Origin of the sequence: Flavobacterium notoginsengisoli, assembly GCF_042686225.1 — a bacterium.
GTDB lineage: Bacteria > Bacteroidota > Bacteroidia > Flavobacteriales > Flavobacteriaceae > Flavobacterium > Flavobacterium notoginsengisoli.
The window spans coordinates 761,662-782,518 of record NZ_JBHUOT010000001.1 but is presented as its reverse complement, the minus strand read 5'-3'; the positions used below and the strand labels follow the sequence as shown (position 1 = coordinate 782,518).

Annotated in this window: 20 protein-coding genes; 15 read left to right on the top strand and 5 right to left on the bottom strand. The window is 32.3% G+C overall.

The features are described from left to right. Positions 1-93 precede the first annotated feature (93 nt). Positions 94-3,513, top strand: coding sequence for an HD domain-containing protein (locus ACFS3A_RS03325; RefSeq protein WP_379823907.1), 3,420 nt, complete (start codon positions 94-96; stop codon positions 3,511-3,513). Positions 3,514-3,727: 214 nt separating this feature from the next. Here ACFS3A_RS03325 and ACFS3A_RS03320 read toward each other — a convergent pair whose 3' ends face one another. Continuing rightward, the gene (locus tag ACFS3A_RS03320) at positions 3,728-4,120 is read right to left on the bottom strand and encodes a helix-turn-helix domain-containing protein (RefSeq protein WP_289658167.1); all 393 of its coding nucleotides are present in this window, start codon (positions 4,118-4,120) and stop codon (positions 3,728-3,730) included. 426 nt (positions 4,121-4,546) lie between these two features. Here ACFS3A_RS03320 and ACFS3A_RS03315 point away from each other — a divergent pair, with 426 nt between their 5' ends. Beyond that, a complete protein-coding gene (locus ACFS3A_RS03315) occupies positions 4,547-5,026 on the top strand; it encodes a hypothetical protein (protein ID WP_379823905.1) in 480 nt (159 codons plus the stop codon). A 597-nt stretch (positions 5,027-5,623) separates the two neighbouring features. Next, complete coding sequence (locus tag ACFS3A_RS03310) at positions 5,624-6,130, top strand: GNAT family N-acetyltransferase (protein WP_379823904.1); 507 nt, start codon at positions 5,624-5,626, stop codon at positions 6,128-6,130. 263 nt (positions 6,131-6,393) lie between these two features. Here the strand turns inward: ACFS3A_RS03310 and ACFS3A_RS03305 are convergent, their stop codons facing one another. Next, on the bottom strand, positions 6,394-6,963 hold the full coding sequence (locus ACFS3A_RS03305) for a Crp/Fnr family transcriptional regulator (RefSeq protein ID WP_379823903.1): 570 nt from the start codon (positions 6,961-6,963) through the stop codon (positions 6,394-6,396). Between the two features lie 236 nt (positions 6,964-7,199). Here ACFS3A_RS03305 and ACFS3A_RS03300 point away from each other — a divergent pair, with 236 nt between their 5' ends. After that, positions 7,200-8,318 carry a pectate lyase family protein gene (locus tag ACFS3A_RS03300; protein ID WP_379823901.1) on the top strand — a complete coding sequence of 373 codons (1,119 nt, stop codon included), beginning with the start codon at positions 7,200-7,202 and terminating at the stop codon, positions 8,316-8,318. A gap of 216 nt (positions 8,319-8,534) precedes the next feature. Here ACFS3A_RS03300 and ACFS3A_RS03295 read toward each other — a convergent pair whose 3' ends face one another. The 3 genes from ACFS3A_RS03295 to ACFS3A_RS03285 form a co-directional block, all read right to left on the bottom strand. Next, positions 8,535-8,918: a DUF3037 domain-containing protein gene (locus tag ACFS3A_RS03295; RefSeq protein WP_379823900.1), complete on the bottom strand. Its 384-nt coding sequence runs from the start codon at positions 8,916-8,918 to the stop codon at positions 8,535-8,537. Then, entirely contained in the window at positions 8,908-9,687 is a 780-nt protein-coding gene (locus tag ACFS3A_RS03290) for a HipA family kinase (RefSeq protein WP_379823899.1), read from the bottom strand. Before ACFS3A_RS03290 ends, ACFS3A_RS03295 begins: the two co-directional genes overlap by 11 nt. Positions 9,688-10,206: 519 nt before the next feature. Next, positions 10,207-11,064 carry an NAD(P)H-hydrate dehydratase gene (locus ACFS3A_RS03285; protein ID WP_379823898.1) on the bottom strand — a complete coding sequence of 286 codons (858 nt, stop codon included), beginning with the start codon at positions 11,062-11,064 and terminating at the stop codon, positions 10,207-10,209. A 340-nt stretch (positions 11,065-11,404) separates the two neighbouring features. Here ACFS3A_RS03285 and gcvT point away from each other — a divergent pair, with 340 nt between their 5' ends. The 11 genes from gcvT (at position 11,405) to ACFS3A_RS03230 (ending at position 20,857) form a co-directional block, all read left to right on the top strand. Further along, the gene (gcvT, locus tag ACFS3A_RS03280; RefSeq protein ID WP_379823897.1) at positions 11,405-12,487 is read left to right on the top strand and encodes a glycine cleavage system aminomethyltransferase GcvT; all 1,083 of its coding nucleotides are present in this window, start codon (positions 11,405-11,407) and stop codon (positions 12,485-12,487) included. A gap of 196 nt (positions 12,488-12,683) precedes the next feature. After that, complete coding sequence (locus ACFS3A_RS03275; RefSeq protein WP_379823896.1) at positions 12,684-14,720, top strand: S41 family peptidase; 2,037 nt, start codon at positions 12,684-12,686, stop codon at positions 14,718-14,720. Between the two features lie 391 nt (positions 14,721-15,111). Beyond that, positions 15,112-15,825, top strand: a complete 714-nt coding sequence (locus tag ACFS3A_RS03270) for a YebC/PmpR family DNA-binding transcriptional regulator (protein WP_026729302.1) — start codon at positions 15,112-15,114, stop codon at positions 15,823-15,825. A 334-nt stretch (positions 15,826-16,159) separates the two neighbouring features. Continuing rightward, a complete protein-coding gene (locus tag ACFS3A_RS03265) occupies positions 16,160-16,603 on the top strand; it encodes a hypothetical protein (RefSeq protein ID WP_379823895.1) in 444 nt (147 codons plus the stop codon). A 36-nt stretch (positions 16,604-16,639) separates the two neighbouring features. Continuing rightward, a complete protein-coding gene (locus ACFS3A_RS03260; protein WP_379823894.1) occupies positions 16,640-17,140 on the top strand; it encodes a hypothetical protein in 501 nt (166 codons plus the stop codon). Between the two features lie 14 nt (positions 17,141-17,154). After that, entirely contained in the window at positions 17,155-17,700 is a 546-nt protein-coding gene (locus tag ACFS3A_RS03255; protein ID WP_379823893.1) for a hypothetical protein, read from the top strand. Between the two features lie 42 nt (positions 17,701-17,742). Beyond that, on the top strand, positions 17,743-18,438 hold the full coding sequence (locus ACFS3A_RS03250; RefSeq protein ID WP_379823892.1) for a hypothetical protein: 696 nt from the start codon (positions 17,743-17,745) through the stop codon (positions 18,436-18,438). Between the two features lie 97 nt (positions 18,439-18,535). Beyond that, positions 18,536-19,129, top strand: coding sequence for a hypothetical protein (locus ACFS3A_RS03245; RefSeq protein WP_379823891.1), 594 nt, complete (start codon positions 18,536-18,538; stop codon positions 19,127-19,129). A 47-nt stretch (positions 19,130-19,176) separates the two neighbouring features. Next, complete coding sequence (locus tag ACFS3A_RS03240) at positions 19,177-19,842, top strand: hypothetical protein (RefSeq protein ID WP_379823890.1); 666 nt, start codon at positions 19,177-19,179, stop codon at positions 19,840-19,842. Beyond that, entirely contained in the window at positions 19,817-20,086 is a 270-nt protein-coding gene (locus tag ACFS3A_RS03235) for a hypothetical protein (RefSeq protein ID WP_379823889.1), read from the top strand. The genes ACFS3A_RS03240 and ACFS3A_RS03235 overlap by 26 nt, the downstream gene beginning before the upstream one ends. A 36-nt stretch (positions 20,087-20,122) precedes the next feature. After that, positions 20,123-20,857: a hypothetical protein gene (locus ACFS3A_RS03230; protein ID WP_379823888.1), complete on the top strand. Its 735-nt coding sequence runs from the start codon at positions 20,123-20,125 to the stop codon at positions 20,855-20,857.

Here is a 20,857-nt window from a genome sequence, read left to right as displayed (position 1 = left end):
TTACCCGAATTCAAATATATACCCGAAGGTTTGTTTCGCCTATAAATAAGTTAGCTTTGATTTTAAAGCGAAATTTCCGCAAAACATAAACTCATGAGAATAATAGACGAACTTGAAAACCGAAGTAAAGAACCAAGCGATTCAGTCAAAATTGAATTAAAACTTTACACACTTGCGGATGATCTTGAAAAAAAAGCACGTAATCATTTAAAAAGAATCACTAGAATTTTACCGGAATTTGATATTCATGATGAAAAGCATAGTGAGAAAGTTGTATTTAATATAGAAAAGCTTTTAGCAGATAATGTTCAAAAGCTTTCTATTTATGAGCTTTTTTTACTTCACCTTTCTTCCTTTTTTCATGATTGTGCTATGGCCCCTTCAGATTGGGAACTCAATGTTCTACAATTTACCGAAGGGACAGAAAAATTCAAAGTTTTTGAACAATCAATCTGCCATGATTTGAAAGAACCTTTTAAGATTTCTAATGCAAAAAACATTATTAAGGAAAATAAAAGTACTTTTTATGGAACATTTGAAGGGGATGTAAAAAACTGGCTATTCTCGCCAAATAACGAGAATAAATTAATAGATTATCTCGCTTCCATGCTTATTGAATATCAAAACTATAGAAATGGTTTTGCAGAACAACTTCGTAAAATTAATGATAAAGAAAAATTTGAAAAATTAAATACTTTTATACGTACAGACTATATTCGTGCAACACACCATATAAGAATTGAATCATACATAAATAATTTAGAATCAATATTTGGAAATTCTTTTGAACAACCTGCTTGGGGTAAAAGGTTAGCCAAAGATTTAGCGCTGGTATGTAGGTCTCACGGAGAAGATATTAGCTATATTGAAAATTTCAATCAATCAGCACAATATTATGGTAATGAGTCTGCTAATTTACAACTAGTTGCAATGTTACTTCGCTTAGGTGATATCATTCATTTTAGTTATGATAGAGCACCATTAGAATTAAGAACATCAAGATTATTCCATTCTGAATTTAGTTTTTTACAATGGGCATTAAAAAATAATGGTGCAAATTACTCAATTGAAAATGGAAAAATCTCTTTCCGAGCATATTGTGAAACTCCAGAAATTTATTTTAAGTTGCACGATTACTTGGACTGGATCGAATTTGAAATTCAAAACTATTTCAAATTAGACAGGTATTGGAATGAATCATATAAATCAATCATTCCTAATTTACAAGACAAAATTGAACGAACAAACATTACCAATGATGAAAAAGTATTTTTACCAAAACGTGGATTGAGTTTTTCATTAAATCAAAAAAGAATTATTGAATTGTTGATGGGAGTTGGCTTATACAAAGACAAGTTTGCCAGTTTAAGAGAATTATACCAAAATGCTCTTGATGCTTGTAGATGTATGATTTCAGGAGTAAAATCAATTCATAATGATGTGAAAGGGAAAATTCAATTCAGTATTGAAAAAGTAGATGAAAAAGTATATTTATGTTGTTCAGATAATGGTATTGGAATGACAAAAGAAATCATTGAAAATTACCTTTTAAAAATTGGTAACTCATATTACAAATCTTCTGAATTCTATAAAAAGCAAGCTGAATGGGGAGGTACATTTACTCCAACTTCTCAATTCGGAATAGGTATACTTTCTTGTTTTATGCTTGGAAGTAAAATAGAAATTATTACAAAAACTAAAAACGGAGGTTTTGTTTCATGTGCAATAGATGGTCCACACGAAAATTTTTATTATAAGATGACAACAGATTCAGAAAAAGAATTGATATTGGAATCTGGGACAATAGTCAAAGTGCTTCTTTCTGAAGAAAACAAAAACATATTCAATAATCAACTTGAAAAACTCTATCTTTTATTAGAAGGAAAGCCGAATTATTTTCCTGAACAGTTTAAACAATATGAAAATTTGTATAATAATTGGGATAAGCATCTATACCGATTAGTCAATTCTTTTATTACTATAATTCCTGATGACATCAATGTGGAAATTGTTTTGGATAATAATGAAAATTTACAAATTTTGAATAAACCTATACTTCCAACATATAAAGAATTTAGTTTCACAAAAGAAGATTTAGAGTTTCTTGACTTTCTAAATAGTCAAGGACGTTTTGTAAAACTAAATATTAACTATAGCGAAATTAAAGAAGCATTAGAGACTTACGAAATAGATATTAAATCAGATTCAATTCATTTTAGAACTACTCTTACTTTACCTAAGCCAGGAGCAATCGACCCTGAATTACATGCATTTTACTCAATTCCTAAAATTGGAGCGAGTGCCGTATGTGTAGATGGAGTAAATATTGATGATAGGCAAATTAGTATTAGTCATTTTTATTCAGATGCCTTACATAGGAATGGAATATTAAATTTCATTGGAGAAAGTAAACCGCAATTAACTGTAGATAGAACATCATTGGTAAGTTATCCTTTAGAATATGAAAAAAACGCAGAGGAAATTTCCAAAAAACTTATTCAAGAAGTAATTTCTAAAACAAGACATCATATTTCTAATTACAATTTACAGGAAAAGGAATTAGAATTGTTATGGAAGTTTGTATTTGATAAAATAGGCTTTGCTGATTCTATATTTATAAATGAACTCTCTTATACTGATTATGGTGATATTTTTTGGAAAGGAGTTACTAATGCCACCAATGAAGAAATATCTATTAAAGAGTTTTTGAAAAGAGAAAATATTGAATTCAAAGATTTCAACTTTTCAACATTAGATAAATTAACTGAGAAACTAATTTTATTCAAATTAATTTCGGCTCACAAAATTGATGTAAAGAATGATTCTGTGATGTGCGAATCAAAGCAATTATTTAAGGCTCCATTCATAGGCAAGAAAAATGATCTAAATTTTAACAAAATACTTATAAAATCTGACAGTTGGGCTGATAAATATACCGAATTCGATATTGTATCTTCTTTGTTTCCATTAATACCTGAACATTTGTTCAATGCTATTAGTAATTTTGAAGGAACTAAAGTAAACGCTAGAACTAAAGTTGTTCATGCCTATGGAAACGGTATTACTGCATTTTTTGACCAAGACCCTTTGCTTGTCCATGAAACACTTGGATTATATACACCTGACTCAAATCTTTTTGAAAAAGAAATTAACAGGGTGTACGAATTTGACAAAAAGAGATCAAATTTTGGTTTATATGAAATAAACGAAAGATTTGGTGAAAGTACTAAGAAACAATTCGTTCTTACAGCATTTGTCGCTCCAAGAGAACTAAATGAATCTGAAGAAGACAAACTGGTGCAACTGAAAAATAAAGACCAATCATATTATGAAGGAGTAAGCAAGGGCTGGAGTATTCTTGTAACCGGTAGAAAAACACAGAATATGGTTATTTTACCAGGTCGAAAATCGCGTAACGAACTCTCTGCAATTTTATCAAATGAATTTTGGGAAGAAAACAAGGGTATATCATTCAAATTTCTAAATGGTGAAGAAATGAAAAACCGCAGCTAACATTGTATTGTCAAAAGCGGGGCTGAACGACTTCTATTGGACATTTATGAAGATTAAACATTAGTTCCCCCGCTAGCGCGAGCGTCCCGCTCGTGAACACAAAGAAATTAAAAACCATTTGGAACGTGCACGAGCGAGACGCTCACACTAGCAATAGAACAAAAAAGAGACCTCAACAAAGGTCTCTTCTCAATTTAATATATTTAAAAAACGTTTATTTCCCATTCAATAACTTCTCCAAATACTCCACTTTATCTTTTTCAGCTTGCACCAAACGTTCGTAAAGTTCTACAACTTTATCTAAAGGATTAAAAGTACAATTTGTTGCAAAAATACTACCTGTCGTAACAACATTATTATTAAAACTATTAAAGTAATTTATAACACCTTCATCTGAAAAGTTTTCAATCGCTTCAACAGAAACATCAAGAGCTTTTGCAATCTCAATTAGTTTTTTCTCATCTACAGTTTCGCTGTTTTCAATAGCCGAAATCGCCTGCTGGTTTGTACCTAAAGCCTGCGCCAGTGCTTCCTGTTTCATATCTTTAAGCTCTCTGATACGGCTTATATTTCTGCCGATATGTTTTGGTTTTATTGCTGTACTCATAATTCAAAGATATTTAAAATTCTTAAACGAAAATCGATTTCTGTAAAAAACAGAACTGTTTTTGTAAGATACGCTTTTCATAATCTTTATAAACCATTGTTTGTCAAACTTACAATTAAACAAACCAATATTTATTTACAATATTAAAATAAGTTGCCTCCAGCTTTAGCTGGAGGTTTGCTATTCTCATGCTAAATTAGGCTTTAGCCAAAGACCGCAATAGTTTTGGCTAAAGCCATTTTCTAATACAACTTTACTCCTACAGCTAAAGCTGTAGGCAATTCATTTTTTAGTTCCCAACAAATACAACATCTTTACAAAACTGTGTTTCAATTTTTTAGTCGGAATTTGTGTTTTTGCCTTTATAAAACTAAATAGTTTCATTATGTTTGATTCGAATATCTCAATCTTCAATTTACATTTTACATGAACATTAAAATTATTGTTGTTTTAGCTCTGCTTGTTTTGGCAATTTTAAATTATAAAAGAATCCTGTCTTTTATAGATTACATCCAAGAAAAAAGAGCAAATGAATTTAAGAAAAGAACGAATCTGGATCTTAATACATTAACAAGAATATCGGCTCGTCCAGTTATGATTTTATATGGTTTAGAATATTTTTTTCTAAATCGTTCTATTTTTTATTTTGACGAAAACTATTTGTACAAAATAACGAGAAAAGATCCTGTAGTAAAACATTCGTTGTCTAAGATTACTGAAGTCAGAAGAACAGCTGTTAAAATAAACGAAAGAAGAGTTTGGAAAATAATTATAAATGATGCCGGCAAATTAATTGTTTATAAAATGAGAAGCAATTATGGAAGCTTTGATCTTTTTTCGGAAAGAATAAAAGAGAATCCAAATGCGATTGTTGACGACAAACGTATTTGGGGAATATTTGAATAGTATTAAATTCTTAATAACTTAGAGAATTAAAATTCAAAAAACATCTAATGAATGAGCAAAACATAGCATTTTAAAAAATTATAAATAATCAGAATTTCAATTCGATATTCTTCAATATTTTTTATTTAAATATTTGCTTACATTTAATAAATTTTTGAAAGTAAGAAAATATAAATCGTATATAAAAGCTTAAATAAAGAATCATGGAAGGATTTTTTCTAATTATACTAGTGATGCAAATGCTATCTTACGGCGTAGTGGACTATTATAAAATAAAATATGGACGTCTTACTGTTCTATCTATTTTTCTGATGCTTTTTTTATTTGTTTTTCCTCTTCATTTTCAAATTGTAGATGAAGTCAAAAATTCTATTTTTTGTTTGTATAATGCTTTTGCCTACTTTGAGATTTATTGGAACATTGGCTTGGCATTAGTTTTATCCTCACACCTTACCTACTGTTATTTGATAAATCGAAAACCAAAGAATATTAAACGATAATTCTGCTGATAGCCATTTTTCTAATGTAATTTTGTTTCTCCAATTAAAACTGGAAACAATTAGTTTAAAAACACCCTATATTCACAGAACGCTTACCATGATTACAAAAGCATTACGCGAAGACATTCCGGCATTAACAATCTTAATCAACTCAGCCTACAGAGGAGAATCTTCTAAAAAAGGCTGGACAACCGAAGCTCATTTACTGGAAGGAAAAAGAACTGACGAAGAAGAAATGACAGAAATCTTCCTCGATCCAAAAAATACTATTCTGAAATTTACAGAAAACGACAAAATCATTGGTTCGGTTTTATTGGTTGAAAAAGAAAACCAATTGTATTTAGGAATGCTGACAGTTTCGCCGGAACTTCAGAACAGCGGAATCGGGAAAAAGCTTTTGGCTGAAGCCGAAAATCATGCAAAATCTTTAGGATTATCGAGTATTATCATGACCGTTATTTCGGTTCGGGAAGAACTTATTGCCTGGTACAAACGTCATGGTTATGTTGATACAGGCAAAAGAGAAGCTTTTCCTGAAAGTGATATTCATATTACGGTTTCTGAAGAACCTTTGGAGTTTATATATTTAGAAAAAAGGCTCTAAGTTTTTGTTTTGCCACGAAGGCGCTAAGGCACTAAGTTTTTTTCTCGCAAAGTCGCAGAGACGCAAAGAAAAATAAAACCATATAAGTCATTTAAGATAATTTAAGCTTGGTCTAAAATGAACTTACATGACTTATATGGTTAACAAAAAAAAACTTTGCATCACTGCGACTTTGCGAGATTTAAATGACATGAGACGCACTGCTGTGCGTCTCTAGAAAAACCTTTGAACCTTTGTTACTATGTCACTTTGAACCTATAATCTCAACACCTCCTTTTAATCTTCGAAAGAAACTCGTGTGAAACTCCTAAATAGGAAGACAGATTCTTGTTATTTATATTTTGGACTTTCTGAGGATATCGTTCAATAAAATCCAGATAACGCTGTTTTGAGGTTTTGTTTAAAACGTCTAAAAGTCTTTGCTGAATGGCGACATTAGCACGTTCGATCATGAGCACATGAAATTGCATAATCTTAGGAATTTCTGCAAACAATTGCGCTTTTCTGATTTTACTGATGACTAAAATTTCACTGTCTTCAATAGCTTTGATGTTGTAAGTCGTTGGTTTTTGATGGTAAAAACTTTCCAGGTCACACATCCATTCATCTTCAAACGAAAAGAAAATAACGGTTTCAGTTCCGTTTTCGTTTACGATGTAGGTTTTAAATGATCCTTTTAAAATGAATCCTTCATAACTGTTATGAGAATCCTGAATCTGCAGAAACTGATTTTTTTTCAGCTTAATGAGTTCTGCTTTTGAAACAATAATGTTCCATTCTTCGTCGGTAAGGGGAACTTTCCTTTCAATGTTTTTTCGTAGTAGGTTGTACATTTTGTGGTTTTTTGTTTAAGGAATAAAGTGGTTACTCAATCCATTATTAATTAGGGGCTTAAATAATGTAATCGATTACGTAAAAATACATTTTTTATGCATTTTTGTAAATTAACAACTGTTAAAAAAACACATTTGCTAGATTTTTTTCCAAAAGTTTGAACTTGTTCAACTTTTTTTCTACAGATAATTCTGAGTTTTGCGTTGTTAACTTTTTAAATAACCAAACTTTAATTATGAACTTAAAATCAAAACTTTCAATGTTTTTACTAACATTGACTTTCGGATTTACCGCATGTAACTCTGAAGAAATTGCTTCAAACACAGAAGCAAAAATCGAAACCACAAATGAAGTAATTACCGAAAATGCTTCAACAAATTCAACTGCTAAAATTGGAAACTGTTCTGAGGTTCCCGGTTGGGCTTCTCAAAACGGAAATACAACTGGTGGAGGTTCTGCAGCCGAAACTACTGTTACCACTTATGCACAATTGAAATCGGCTATTGAGAACGCTTCTGTAAAAGTGATCAAAGTTTCCGGAACCATTACCGTTACTACAAGATTATCTTTTCAGGATCAGACTGGTAAAACAATTTACGGTGCAAATGGTGCAAAATTAGTTTCAACAAATCAGACTAAAGATGCTTCCGGAATCATAAACGTTAAAAGATGTAAAAACATCATTATCCGAAACCTTATTTTCGAAGGTCCGGGCGCTTATGATACTGATGGATGGGATAATGCTATCTTAGACGAATGTACAAACGTATGGGTGGATCACTGCGAATTTAGAGATGGTGTTGATGGAAACTTTGACATCAAAAACAAATCAGATTATATTACAGTTTCTTATACCAAATTCGGTTACTTAAAAGCTCCAAAAGCAGGAGGTTCTGGAGGTACAGACGATCACAGGTTTTCTAACTTAATTGGTTCTAGCGATGGTGCAACTGGCGACCGCGGCAAATTAAGAATCACTTTTGCAAGATGCTGGTGGGCTCCGGGCTGTAAAGAAAGAATGCCAAGAGTTCGTTTTGGAAAAGTACATATTGTAAATAGTTTCTTTAACAGTACGGTAAGCAACAAATGTATCGCAGCTGGATTTGAAGCTAGTATTCGCGTAGAAAGCAATGTTTTTGAAGGGGTAAAAAATCCAATCGATTTAATGACAGGCTTTACTGCAGTTACTGCTACAGATAATGTATTTACAAACGTTACAGGAAATCAAGCTGGAAGCGGTACTGCTTTTACCCCTCCTTATAATATCGTAAAATTGAATAAAACTGCTGTTAAAGCTGATATTTCTGCTAATGCAGGTGCAACTTTGGGCGGTAACATCTGCGGTTCTTTTTAATTGACTCCGGATAGCAAAAACACGAGTTAGTTTTTAGTTTCTAAAACCACGGATTGCAATGAATGCAGTTCGTGGTTTTTTATTTTGTTTTTTGCCGCAAAGTCACAAAGTTTTATTTAATCTCGCAAAGCCACAGAGACGCAAAGTTTTGTTTTTCTTTGCGCCTTAGTGACTTTGCGAGATTATTTTTAAGCTAAATCTCAAATTGTCTTATAATTAAAGTACTAGCTCCTCAAACAAACGATTGATCGTTTTCTCCAAATCCTGACACAAACCCGGATGCGGTCTTGAAGTTTGGATGGCAGAACTTCTAATAGCTGTTAACCATCGAAAACGTTCCGGAATCTCAAATTCAGCAATTGGTCCTCCATCTTTGGCTCCGTTGGCTATTTTTACTAACGACGTTAAATTGCATTCTAATTGTTCAATATCAAAATCGGAAGAAAGGGCTTGGATTTTTTCTTTATTGAGATGAAAAAGTACTTTTATAAACTTGGCTTTTTTGCAAAACAAAATGATTCCGATATTCAGGAATTCTTCGCGTTCTACCCTTGGTACAACCCGAATCACAGCATATTCGTATAAGTGGTTATCTTGCATTTTGAGCCTGATTTACAAATATTTCTGAATTCTCTAATCTTGTCTTTAAAAACTGCAGGTACACATTTCGTAATGCTTCAGGAGTTTCGTCTGCGTCTTCCCATTGCAGCCAATCAACTGGAATCGTATTTACAATTTCTTCTAAAATTTCTGGAGTCAAAATCGCTTTAAATTCTACATCGACTTCTTTTAAAAGTGAAGCCTGAGGCAATAAAACGTGATCTTTAATCAAAGCAAACGGACTTTTAGCGTGCTGTTCCCAGTTGTTCCAGGAATGGTGAAAATACAAACAAGCACCGTGATCAATCAGCCATAATTCTTTATGCCAGATCAACATATTGGTGTTTTTGAAAGTTCTATCTACGTTTGTAATGTAAGCATCTAACCAAACAATCTGTGAGGCTAATTTAGCATTTACGGTTGTTACTGCAGGATCAAAAGTTATAGCTCCGGATAAAAAATGAAGTGCAAGATTTAATCCCTGACTTCCTTGCAGTAAATCCTGAATTTCTTCATCGGCTTCGGTTCTTCCGAACGCTTCGTCGAGATTGGCAAATACTAATTCCGGCAATTGTAATTTTAAGGCTTTTGCAATTTGTCCGCCAACTAATTCGGCTATAAGGGCTTTTACGCCGTGTCCGGCTCCCCTGAATTTTAATACGTATTTAAAATCGTCATCGGCTTCTGCCAAAGCGGGTAAAGATCCACCTTCGCGCAGCGGCGTTATATAACGCATGACGTTTACTGTTCTAAGATCGAAGTTTTTCATGTTACAAACTTACTAAGGTTTTTGCCACGAAGACGCGAAGACGCGAAGTTTTTTTGATTCATTCTCCTTTATTTGTCCTCCTGAGGAACGAAGGATCACACTCGTATATCGACAAAGATTGGCGAATTACTTTGTGGTTTTTGCCACAAAGACGCAAAGACACGAAGTTTTTTTTAATCTCGCAAAGGCGCAGAGTCGCAAAGTTTTTTTTGATTCATTCTCCTTTATTTGTCCTCCTGAGGAACGAAGGATCACACTCGTATATTGACAAAGATTGGCGAATTACTTTGTGGTTTTTGCCACAAAGACGCAAAGACACGAAGTTTTTTTTAATCTCGCAAAGGCGCAGAGTCGCAAAGTTTTTTTTGATTCATTCTCCTTTTTTGTCCTCCTGAGGAACGAAGGATCACACTAGAAACTCGACAAAGATTGGTGAATTATTTTATGGTTACTGTGCGGAATTACTCGTGTGATCCTTCGTTCCTCAGGATGACAAAACTGCATGCAATTATCTAATTATCAAATTGACACATTTCCTAATTCTAAAAAAGCTTTCCCTAAATATTTAATAATCGTAGAAGCCGTAAAAGATTCGTAACCTGTTTTGGGTAAAGCAAAATCTGCTGTTAAACCGTGGAGGTAGACGCCTAGTTTTGAGGCATATTTAGGTTCGTAGCCTTGTGCCAAAAGACTGGTGAGGATTCCGGTTAAGGTGTCGCCACTTCCTGCTGTGGCAAGCGCTGCGTTTCCTGTAGTATTTTCATAAACTGAAGTTCTGTTGATAATAAATGTCGGTGCGCCTTTCATAACGATGATGACTTTATATTTTTCTGAAAACGCAATTGTTTTTTGAAACTTTTCGGATTCTGAATTCCATTTGCCTATTAATCGCTCTAACTCTTTTGGATGAGGTGTGAGAATAGTATCTTCGGGGATTAATTCCAGCCAAGATAAATTTTCTGAGATAATATTCAAAGCATCGGCATCGAGAACCAAAGGCACTTTATTTACTCTTAAAAATTCAAATAAGGCTTTTTGTGTTCCAAGTTCTTTTCCTAAACCTGGTCCTATTCCAACTGCTTGTGGAATGAATGGCAAATGAATATTGGTAATAAAATTGGTGTTTTCGTCTGTAACGGTCATTACTTCCGGAATGGAAATCTGAAGAATCTGATAACCACATTTGGGTATAAAAGTCGTTACGAGTCCGCATCCTGATTTTAGGCAGGATTTTGAAGCTAAAACTGCCGCTCCTATTTTTCCGTAGCTTCCAGCAATAATTACGGCGTGGCCTTGTGTTCCTTTGTGTGCATGCGGATTTACAGGTTTGTAAATTTTTAAGACTTCTTCTTTTGTGATTAAATAGGGAGACTTCATTTAGCTTCTTTTAGTTGTTGCGGTTAATTTTTAAACACATAGAATCATAGTTTTATTTTGCGTATAAAGGCGTTTCACTTGTTTAAATAAACATAGCTAAACTTCAAAAAGCATGATTTTAGACTAAAATTACATAAAAAATTGAAATCATGAATCTCTCTTTTGAACGGTCACCCCTAGCCCTGATAGTAGCGACATCCTTTTTGTTTTTTCTTTAAAAACAAAAAGATATAGCGGATAGCAGGAAATAGCTTCTAATTATTGCGAAATTTACAATTTAAGGTATTCGAAATCGATATTTTTTGAATAGATTTGCAAAACAATTTTATAAAACAACACAATGAAAAATACTGCGCTTACGCACATACATGAAGGTTTAGGAGCAAAAATCCTTCCTTTTGCTGGTTATAACATGCCTATTACTTATGAAGGGGTTAATGCTGAACATGAAACGGTTCGTAATGGTGTGGGCGTTTTTGACGTTTCGCATATGGGTGAATTTTTGCTGACGGGTCCAAATGCTTTGGCTCTGATTCAGAAAGTGACTTCAAATGATGCTTCAACTTTAACTATTGGAAGAGCGCAATATTCTTGTCTTCCTAATAATGAAGGCGGCATTGTGGACGATTTGATTATTTATAAAATGAAAGAAGAGCAGTATTTACTGGTTGTAAATGCTTCTAATATTGAAAAAGACTGGAACTGGATTTCGTCTCACAATGATTTGGGTGTTGAAATGAGAAACTTGTCTGATGATTATTCTTTATTGGCAATTCAGGGACCAAAAGCGGTTGAGGCTATGCAGTCTTTGACTTCTGTTGATTTGTCTGCAATTACTTATTACCATTTTGAAGTAGGTGATTTTGCGGGAATTGAAAATGTTATTATTTCTGCTACTGGTTATACTGGTTCAGGCGGATTTGAAATTTACTGCAAAAATGATGAGGTAGAGCAAATCTGGAACAAAGCTTTTGAAGCTGGAGCTTCTTATGACATTAAACCAATTGGTCTTGCGGCTCGTGATACTTTACGTTTAGAAATGGGATTCTGTTTGTACGGAAATGATATTAACGATACTACTTCTCCTCTTGAAGCCGGTTTAGGATGGATTACAAAATTCACTAAAGATTTTACTAATTCTGAGGCTCTTAAAAAACAAAAAGAAGCTGGGGTTACGAGAAAATTAGTTGCTTTTGAAATGCAGGAGCGTGCAGTGCCAAGACACGATTACGAAATTGTAGATGCTTCTGGAGAAGTAATCGGAATTGTAACTTCAGGAACTATGTCGCCTTCTATGAATAAAGGTATCGGTTTAGGTTATGTTACTGTTGCAAACAGCGCTGTTGATAGCGATATTTTTATCAGAATCAGAAAAAATGATGTTCCTGCTAAAGTGGTAAAACTGCCTTTTTACAAGAAATAATTTTTTAAACTATACATTAAGAATGCATTACTGTTTGGTAATGCATTTTTTTTGTCCTGTACTCAAAATACATTGACGAAACTAGTGACAGATGCATTTCAAAGAGAAAAACTTTTGGTCGTCGATATTTCAATAAAATACTATTAATTCTAAAAAAATTAGTGTAACTTTAATCATGAACACTGAATTTCCGTTTATGAAAAAGATTTCACTACTCCTTTTTTTGCTGACATCAACTGTATTTTTTGGTCAGAACAGCGCAGAAACTTGTGAAATAGTAAACAAAATAAATGCGCTTATTCAAGCTGAACATCTTAGACCTAAACCTGTTGATGACAGCCTTTCTGTATTTGTTTTTGACAATCTCATTAACGAACTGGATCCTTCCCGCAATATCTTTTATAAAAGTGAATACGATGAGCTCGCACAAAAATACCGTTACAATCTGGATGATTTAATTTTAAAGAACGATTGCAATTTTCTGACTGATATTAAAGCGGTATATGTCAACGGTCTTTTGCGAACTAAAAAAGTTTTGGAAAAAATCCAGACTATTCCAATTGATTATGCCAAAAAAGATACGATTCGTTTTTATAAAAAGTCTTTTGCTTTTTATCTAAAAAAGGAAGATTTAGAGAAAGTCTGGATCAAAAAACTGCGATATCAAATTTTAGATGATATTGCGGAGACTAGCGATAACCTGGATTCTATAAAGGCTAATTTCAAATCGATTGAACAGATTTCTAAAAATAAAATTCTGAGCAACGAAATCTGTCGTTTTACAACTTTACTGGATACTGACACCAAACAGGAAGAGAAACTGTATAATTTCTTTTGTACGTATTTTGATCCTCATACAGCTTATTTTAGTGATGATGGTAAAAACAGTTTCATGGCTTCTTTATCGAAAGAGCATCTATCTCTTGGGATGACCGTTAATCTAAACGATAAAAACGAAATTATTATTGATGAGGTCGACCCAAATGGTCCTGCTTATCAAACGGGACAAGTAAAAAAGGGAGATCAGATTATTTCTATTTCTAACCAAAAAGAGACACTTCAGGTTTCTTGTGCTTCACTGGAATCCATTTCATCTATGATTTTGTCGGAAGCTAACAAACATATTACGCTCACCCTGAAACGTAATTCGGGGAAAAGTTTTGAGGTATACATCGAAAAACAAGTAATGAAAGACGAAGACAATTCGGTATTTAGTTTTATAATCGGGAAAGACAGTAAAATTGGCTATATCAAAATTCCAAGTTTTTATGCTGATTTAGACGGAAATGGCCGAAAAGGATGTGCTGACGATGTTGCACGAGAAGTTATTAAACTGGAAAGAGATAATATAAAAGGACTTGTTATTGATTTGATTGATAATGGCGGTGGCTCCATGGAGGAAGCAATAAAACTTGCCGGTATGTTTGTCGATTACGGTCCGCTTTCGATTGTGGTCGATAATCGTCAGGAGAAATCGGTTATTACAGATCCTTTTAAAGGGGTTATTTACAGAGGTCCAATTGTGGTTTTAATTAATAGTAATACGGCATCGGCCAGTGAATTTTTCTCTTCTATTATGCAGGATTATAACCGTGCCTTATTATTAGGAAGCAGTACACTAGGAAAAGCAACTATGCAAACTATTCTTCCGCTCGATGAAACAAAAAATACTGATTTCTTAAAAATCACCATTAATAAATTTTATAGAATTACCGGAAAAAGCCATCAATATGTTGGCGTAACACCGGATGTTGTTCTTCCTGAATTTTATGAGGATATTTATCAGAAAGAAAGTGATTTCCCGACGGCTATTAAAAATGATAGCCTTCAGCCTTTCCTGAAATACAAAACCTATGTTAAGCGAAATCTAATTGACAAAATAGCTAAAAACAGTTCTGTAAGACTTGCAGACAACTATTTTTTTAGTAACATTAAAAAGATCAATCTTAAAATTGATCAGCTTGTGAATACGCCCAAAGCAGAAGTACCAATGACTTTAGATGCTGTTTTTAAACAGAAAAAAATATTAAATGCACTTTGGACAGAGATTAACACTTTTAACGACGAAAACAATCCGCTGGATGTTTACAATTCGAGTGTAAATCAGCTTTTACTTGGTGCTTATCCAAATGATAAAACTATTAATCAATATCAAATGGACAATCTTAAAACGAATCCTTATCTGAATGAAGCTGTAAATATCATTAACGAATTTAATGGAGGGGCTAAATAGAATTGGTTTCAGGTTTCAAGTTTCAGGTTTCAGGTTTCAAGTTTCAGGTTTCAAGTTTCAGGTTTCAAGTTTCAGGTTTCAAGTTTCAGGTTTCAAGTTTCAGGTTTAACCGCAAAGTTCGCAAAGGTTCACGCTAAGAACGCTAAGAAATTTTTGAGTTAATTTTATAAAATAAAAGAGTTCGCAAAGCTTTATCCATGTAGCTTTGCGAACTTTGTTTTTACACACTCAACCTTAAATAAAAAAACTTTGTGAACTTTGCGTTTAAATCAACACAATCCATTCAACCTGAAACCTGAAACTTAAGACCTGAAACAAAAAAAAGAGCCATTTTGTTTTTGGAAAAATAAGGAATAACCGTATTTTTGCATCACAAAACTAAAAATTAGAAATGGGAAGAGCATTCGAATTTAGAAAAGGAAGAAAAATGAAACGTTGGTCAGCAATGGCCAAAACATTTACCAGAATTGGTAAAGATATCGTAATGGCTGTTAAAGAAGGCGGTCCTAACCCAGACGCTAATTCCAGATTAAGAGCTGTTATACAAAATGCGAAAGCGGCCAACATGCCAAAAGACAATGTGGAGCGCGCGATTAAAAACGCAAGTAATAAAGATACTGCCAACTATAAAGAAATTTTGTTTGAAGGATACGCTCCTCACGGAATTGCAATCTTAATTGAAACTGCTTCTGATAACAATAACAGAACGGTTGCAAACATTCGTAGTTATTTCAACAAATGCAACGGAACAATGGGAACTCAGGGGTCTGTTGAATTTATGTTTGACCATACTTGTAACTTCAGAATTGCGAATAATGGTCTTGATGCTGAGGAATTAGAATTAGAATTAATCGATTTTGGTGCAGAAGAAGTTTTTGAAGACGAAGACGGAATCTTAATCTACGCTCCTTTTGGAAGTTTTGGTGCTTTACAGAAAGAATTAGAAAACAGAGGTCTTGAAATTTTATCTTCTGGTTTCGAACGTATTCCGCAAATCACAAAAGAATTAACTGAAGCTCAAATCGCTGATGTTGAAAAACTAATCGAGAAAATCGAAGAAGATGATGACGTAATGAACGTTTATCATACTATGAAAGAGGAATAATCTTTTATAAAATAGATGCAAAAGCTCTGGATTTTTCCGGAGCTTTTTTGTTTTGATACACTTTCACTTTTTAAATTCAAATAAAAAATTATATTTGCTAATCTCAGTAATAAACTAATTTAAATACAATTTTATGCAAACCTCAAAAATCACAAGATATGCTATAATATTACTAGTTGTTTTATTCGTAGTAATTAGCGTATTAGGCTAAAAAAATAGGAAAGCCTTCTGAAATTACAGAAGGCTTTCCAGTTTTTTTTCAGTACGATACACTAAGGTTTTCAAAAGTGAGACACTCGCCACAGATAGCCTATTCAAAAAAATATAGACCGTAATGAAAATACATCGATTTTATAACCATAAAGAAATACTATCTTTTGAATTCAAAGAAGGGAATATAGCAATTCATGGATTTGAAAATTTTGAAGGTAGTTTAACTGAAACCAATGGCTTATATCAATTAATTAATGATGAATTATTAGCCGTTTTTAGTCATGAAGAAAAAAATTATCTGTATGTAAAAGATAAATTGATTGTTATAACTACGGATATTACTATTCAATATTACTGTGAACAAAGTGACCAACAACTCAGTTGGATTAAAATATACGATAAAAACCACATCCTTTATCAAATAGAATACAAGAACAACGAAGAACCTTATATCGATATGGCGTCTGGATTTGACGACTGGGATACAGTAAATTTTGCATACTATTTAGGTACTTACATTAATAAAGTAAAAGAAAATCCTAATACTGTATTTTCAAATTCATGAAAGCAGGTGAATTATAATATTTTTTAGTAGAAAGAAATGGAGTTAATTGAAGAATTTTATTGTATTGAAAGAGAAATTCAGGGCAATGGGAATGAGCTAATACTTTCGGAAGGCATTAATAAAATTAAAACTGAATTAATAAGACCCGAAATTTTTCTGCTGATAAATGGCAATAAAATTAAATTCAAGTATAGTTTCAATAAAGCTCTGAAAGAAAACCCATTCAGCCAGGAAGAATTATTCTTTTTTGAAAAGCATTATGGCGTTAAGCTGATCTCTAATACAATATATACCTACAGATTCATCACAGACAACTCAGCAGTAAATAAATTATATGATTTGCCCGCTAATGTTGCGCTATTTGAAGATAATGAATCAAACAAAAATTATTTATTAATAGAATTTCGTCGTTGGCAATATGATTATCAACCCAGAGGAGCCGGAGAAGATAGCCTAGGGGAAGATGTCACTTATATTTATGGTATATGGGAAAATCCTTTTTTAACTGATGATATAATTGCAAAAATTAAAAGCTAATAAGAAATTAAAAAATGATAAAGGTAACAGAAAAAGACTGGGAAATTTTGCATAAAAACTTCAGAATTAGCAGAGAAGAATTGTTTCCTATTTTCCCTTACAGAGCAAATTTTGAAGAGTTGAAACAGTTACTTCTGGAATCAAAAACTGATTCTGTATTCAATAATAGATTTAATGCAATATTATGGAGATTTCCAATTTCCATGTCGGATAATGAATTTATGAAATTACTGCAATTCTTTTTAGTAGAGAATTGGCATCATGATCACGAATCGATAATTAGATCTTTCCAAGATTGGTTTAATCAGGATAAAGAAAACATAAAGTATCTAATGCAGGCGTTTTCCTCTCTTCCTGAGTTTTATAAGTACGATGAAGATCTTAAATATCCTTATATTCGAAAAATCATTTATGCCATTGGTGCACAGCCAGAGCCTTATAATTTTGAAGCATTAGAAATTATTTCACAATCCGAAGATGAAGAAATAAAAGCATTAGCATTGCATCAAATTGAAAAAAGAAAACGACTAGGCAGATGGGAAGCAGAAACACATGAATAATTTTTTTATTAAATCTTCAATTAAACTTTCCAGAATTAGATAATGATACAACTGACAAAGATTGAAAAGTTAAACGACTTCAAAAGAGAAAACAAAAAACTGGAGTTTATTTACAAAGGATGGGAAGAACCAAACAGAGGCCTGGAAATTGTCTATTATAGTGTTCTGATAAACGCAATAGACAGAACACAAGAATTGTTTTCAGAAGATAAGATTCAGTGTCACATCAATGAGAAAATGGAAACGGAGCATCCATCCAAAAATTTTGTATTTATTCCTTATTCAAATTGTCCGTTAGTAGATACTTTAAAATTCAATAAAACAACATTAGCCGTTTATTTTAGAGAAAATGGTAATACAAGCCGAGATGACTTGGCCGGTAGTTTTTTTTATGAAGAGAATCATCTTCTAATGAATAAAAGAAGCCTTGTCGTTACTAATCTTTCAACTTTACAAAAGACAAGAATCAAGTTTGAAAATGATATTGATATTGAATGGGCTTTTTTTATTAATCCAAAACAAATACAAATTATTCAGGCTTTTTCGAATACCTGTTTTGTATATGACTTAGAAGAACAGAAAATCATTGACAGAAAAAATATGATTAGCGAATCACTCTACCCTAATATATTCCGATGGATTTACAGAGGACAACAGTATCAATCTAATCAATTGCAATTAGAATTAATTCAAAAAAAAGATGGTCAATTTATAAGTACCTACTTTAAAACAAACTAGATTTTAGATTGAAAAGCGATATGCTTTCAACTGGAGAAAAACAATTACAACCTAATATTATTTTTAACATCGTATTTTCAAATAAACATTTATAAAAATGATCAAAAATTGGAAAAAATTTAATGAATCCGGTATTTATATTCCTATTGACATTTTAAATCCAAATGCATTTTATTTGGACAAAATTGAAAAGGACATCAAAGAAGAATTCTTAAAAGGTAAAAAACAAGGAATATATTGGGAATACAATGAAAAAAAAATAAGCATCTCCGATAAAAACGGAAGTATAGAAGGATTTCCTCTTTCTAATTTACAATATATAGTGGCAATATTTAGAGATAGTCAAACTTATCCTTATCCTAATAATGCTGTAATTTTAAATTTAGATGGTACATTGGAAAAAATACTAACTTTTCCTTCATTCAAATCTGAAATTATTATTGAAGAAATAGAAAAACACAATGAGGCAAATCCTCCTCTAAAAAGCTCTTTAAATGGTAAAAGATTTTGCTTTAGTCATTATTCGAGATATAGAAGTGAAAAACAAATTGATTTTGATATTATTGACCTTGATTATGGACTAGATTATACTGAATCTCAAATTTTAGATTTAAATACGTTAGAATGTACTGATTTTTTAAAAACACGATTTGACAGATCTTTTTATTGGAACCAAAAATATAAATTATAGTATGTAATTCGATCAACTCAGCATCTCACTGAAAGCACCAAAAAATTATGATTACATTCAAAATATCTGAAGAAGTACAGCGAAGAATTGAAAAAATAGATCCTCATTGTAGAATTGTTGGCCATTGGACAGGTATCATTTCTATTACCAATAAAGAAGACTTAACATCTCTTTCAATTGTTAATTTGTTAAAGAAAATGTTTGAGATCTCAGGAAGACCGTCCAGGTTATTAATTTCCGACATGAAGCGCATACAAACTAACGACTATGCAACATGGGTAGCAGATACAGAAGACTTTGATTCCTGGTTAGACAATCTTCAAGTGATTGACGATAGCATAGAATCTACTTTAGCTGATTATCATTTTGATGTGTGCCTTGAAGGAAAGCAAAAATATATTATTAAAGATGGTGCTTCTTTTTTACTTACAGCTGACGATTATCCAACAAGCACTATTTCTATATCATTATGGATGAATATAAATGTTTTTTCAGAACGGATATGGGCTGGATTTAATGAAGCGTTAGACCAACCTAACAAGCTTTTATTAGGCGAAGAATGTGCCAATTATAACAGAAATGTTTTAGCAAATACATTAGAAAAAATACAGAGAGATTTGGGAATAGAACAACCTTTTACTTTTGAATCTGAAAATATGAGTGGTGCATGTGCAACTGGTTTTGAAAATGGTTGTAGTCAGTTTAGGTTTTAGTATGGAAGAAAGAAAACTTTGGCTAGAGGCCGAAAAAAAATTCAGAAATGACATCAATTCTTTGGTTGTCTGCCCTAGCTGTAAAAAAGGGACCTTATTTATTGTAGACGTTGCGTTTAATGAAAAAGATATTTACAGTGGTGGCGAACGTTATATCAAATGCACAGATTGCGAAAAATTTGAAATAGTTTTATATCGCAATACCGTACCTAAGAATTGGCATTCTAAGAACATAGAATTGTAACTCAAAACCAACGCAATAATTATTTCTTCAAAAAAAATGATTGAATACGAATTTTATAAAAGCGAAACAGGAAAGAATCTGTTTTCATTTACAGGAAAATTTGAAGGACTCAATGAGTTAGGATCCTGCAGTCCTGAATATTTAATAGAAATCATAAAAAACTTAAAAAAAGTAAAATCGGGAGAATTAGAAGAATATGATTTCGGCTTTGAGATATATACTGTTGAATCCAGAAAGAAAACCTCTCAGATTATTGATACTTTTGATCACTGGAAATGTATAGGTGAAGTTTCGACTGAAGAAATTTATGATGCGATTAAAAAACTGAAAATTTGTTTAGATGATCATTCACACTTAGCATTTGATAAACAGCATCCAAAAAATGATTTAGAAAACTATAATTACGTTTTTTTTGATGGTTTAAAATTACACAAAGTAACTCATCAATATTATGATTGGCTAACTTCTGAGGATTACGCGATCTGGAGTAATTCTTATGTAGAATTAAACAACAAAAGAATTTATATTATTAAAGAAAATGTGAAGGTATTATCTACTTTTAGATTCTACAGCAAAGAGGAACTGGAATTTTTATCTTCAAAATACAATCTTCAAATAAGAGAAGTAGACGGAATTTATTATTCTGGCACAGAAACTTACAACACAGAACATTTTCAAATTTCAGAAAACGACGATCTAATTGTCATTTACTGTACTCGTGGCAGTTATGGACCAGAAAGTATTTTTATTTATGGTGTTTATAAAAAATAG

What these genes read in the sequence shown, in the direction of transcription:
- ACFS3A_RS03245 (WP_379823891.1), top strand. Translation starts at nt 18,536, where the DNA reads ATGATCAAAAATTGGAAAAAATTTAATGAATCCGGTATTTATATTCCT.
- ACFS3A_RS03315 (WP_379823905.1), top strand. Translation starts at nt 4,547, where the DNA reads ATGAACATTAAAATTATTGTTGTTTTAGCTCTGCTTGTTTTGGCAATT.
- ACFS3A_RS03260 (WP_379823894.1), top strand. Translation starts at nt 16,640, where the DNA reads ATGGAGTTAATTGAAGAATTTTATTGTATTGAAAGAGAAATTCAGGGC.
- ACFS3A_RS03305 (WP_379823903.1), bottom strand. Translation starts at nt 6,963, where the DNA reads ATGTACAACCTACTACGAAAAAACATTGAAAGGAAAGTTCCCCTTACC.
- ACFS3A_RS03295 (WP_379823900.1), bottom strand. Translation starts at nt 8,918, where the DNA reads ATGCAAGATAACCACTTATACGAATATGCTGTGATTCGGGTTGTACCA.
- ACFS3A_RS03325 (WP_379823907.1), top strand. Translation starts at nt 94, where the DNA reads ATGAGAATAATAGACGAACTTGAAAACCGAAGTAAAGAACCAAGCGAT.
- ACFS3A_RS03290 (WP_379823899.1), bottom strand. Translation starts at nt 9,687, where the DNA reads ATGAAAAACTTCGATCTTAGAACAGTAAACGTCATGCGTTATATAACG.
- ACFS3A_RS03255 (WP_379823893.1), top strand. Translation starts at nt 17,155, where the DNA reads ATGATAAAGGTAACAGAAAAAGACTGGGAAATTTTGCATAAAAACTTC.
- ACFS3A_RS03250 (WP_379823892.1), top strand. Translation starts at nt 17,743, where the DNA reads ATGATACAACTGACAAAGATTGAAAAGTTAAACGACTTCAAAAGAGAA.
- ACFS3A_RS03320 (WP_289658167.1), bottom strand. Translation starts at nt 4,120, where the DNA reads ATGAGTACAGCAATAAAACCAAAACATATCGGCAGAAATATAAGCCGT.
- gcvT (WP_379823897.1), top strand. Translation starts at nt 11,405, where the DNA reads ATGAAAAATACTGCGCTTACGCACATACATGAAGGTTTAGGAGCAAAA.
- ACFS3A_RS03310 (WP_379823904.1), top strand. Translation starts at nt 5,624, where the DNA reads ATGATTACAAAAGCATTACGCGAAGACATTCCGGCATTAACAATCTTA.
- ACFS3A_RS03235 (WP_379823889.1), top strand. Translation starts at nt 19,817, where the DNA reads ATGGTTGTAGTCAGTTTAGGTTTTAGTATGGAAGAAAGAAAACTTTGG.
- ACFS3A_RS03270 (WP_026729302.1), top strand. Translation starts at nt 15,112, where the DNA reads ATGGGAAGAGCATTCGAATTTAGAAAAGGAAGAAAAATGAAACGTTGG.
- ACFS3A_RS03300 (WP_379823901.1), top strand. Translation starts at nt 7,200, where the DNA reads ATGAACTTAAAATCAAAACTTTCAATGTTTTTACTAACATTGACTTTC.
- ACFS3A_RS03230 (WP_379823888.1), top strand. Translation starts at nt 20,123, where the DNA reads ATGATTGAATACGAATTTTATAAAAGCGAAACAGGAAAGAATCTGTTT.
- ACFS3A_RS03275 (WP_379823896.1), top strand. Translation starts at nt 12,684, where the DNA reads ATGAAAAAGATTTCACTACTCCTTTTTTTGCTGACATCAACTGTATTT.
- ACFS3A_RS03240 (WP_379823890.1), top strand. Translation starts at nt 19,177, where the DNA reads ATGATTACATTCAAAATATCTGAAGAAGTACAGCGAAGAATTGAAAAA.
- ACFS3A_RS03265 (WP_379823895.1), top strand. Translation starts at nt 16,160, where the DNA reads ATGAAAATACATCGATTTTATAACCATAAAGAAATACTATCTTTTGAA.
- ACFS3A_RS03285 (WP_379823898.1), bottom strand. Translation starts at nt 11,064, where the DNA reads ATGAAGTCTCCCTATTTAATCACAAAAGAAGAAGTCTTAAAAATTTAC.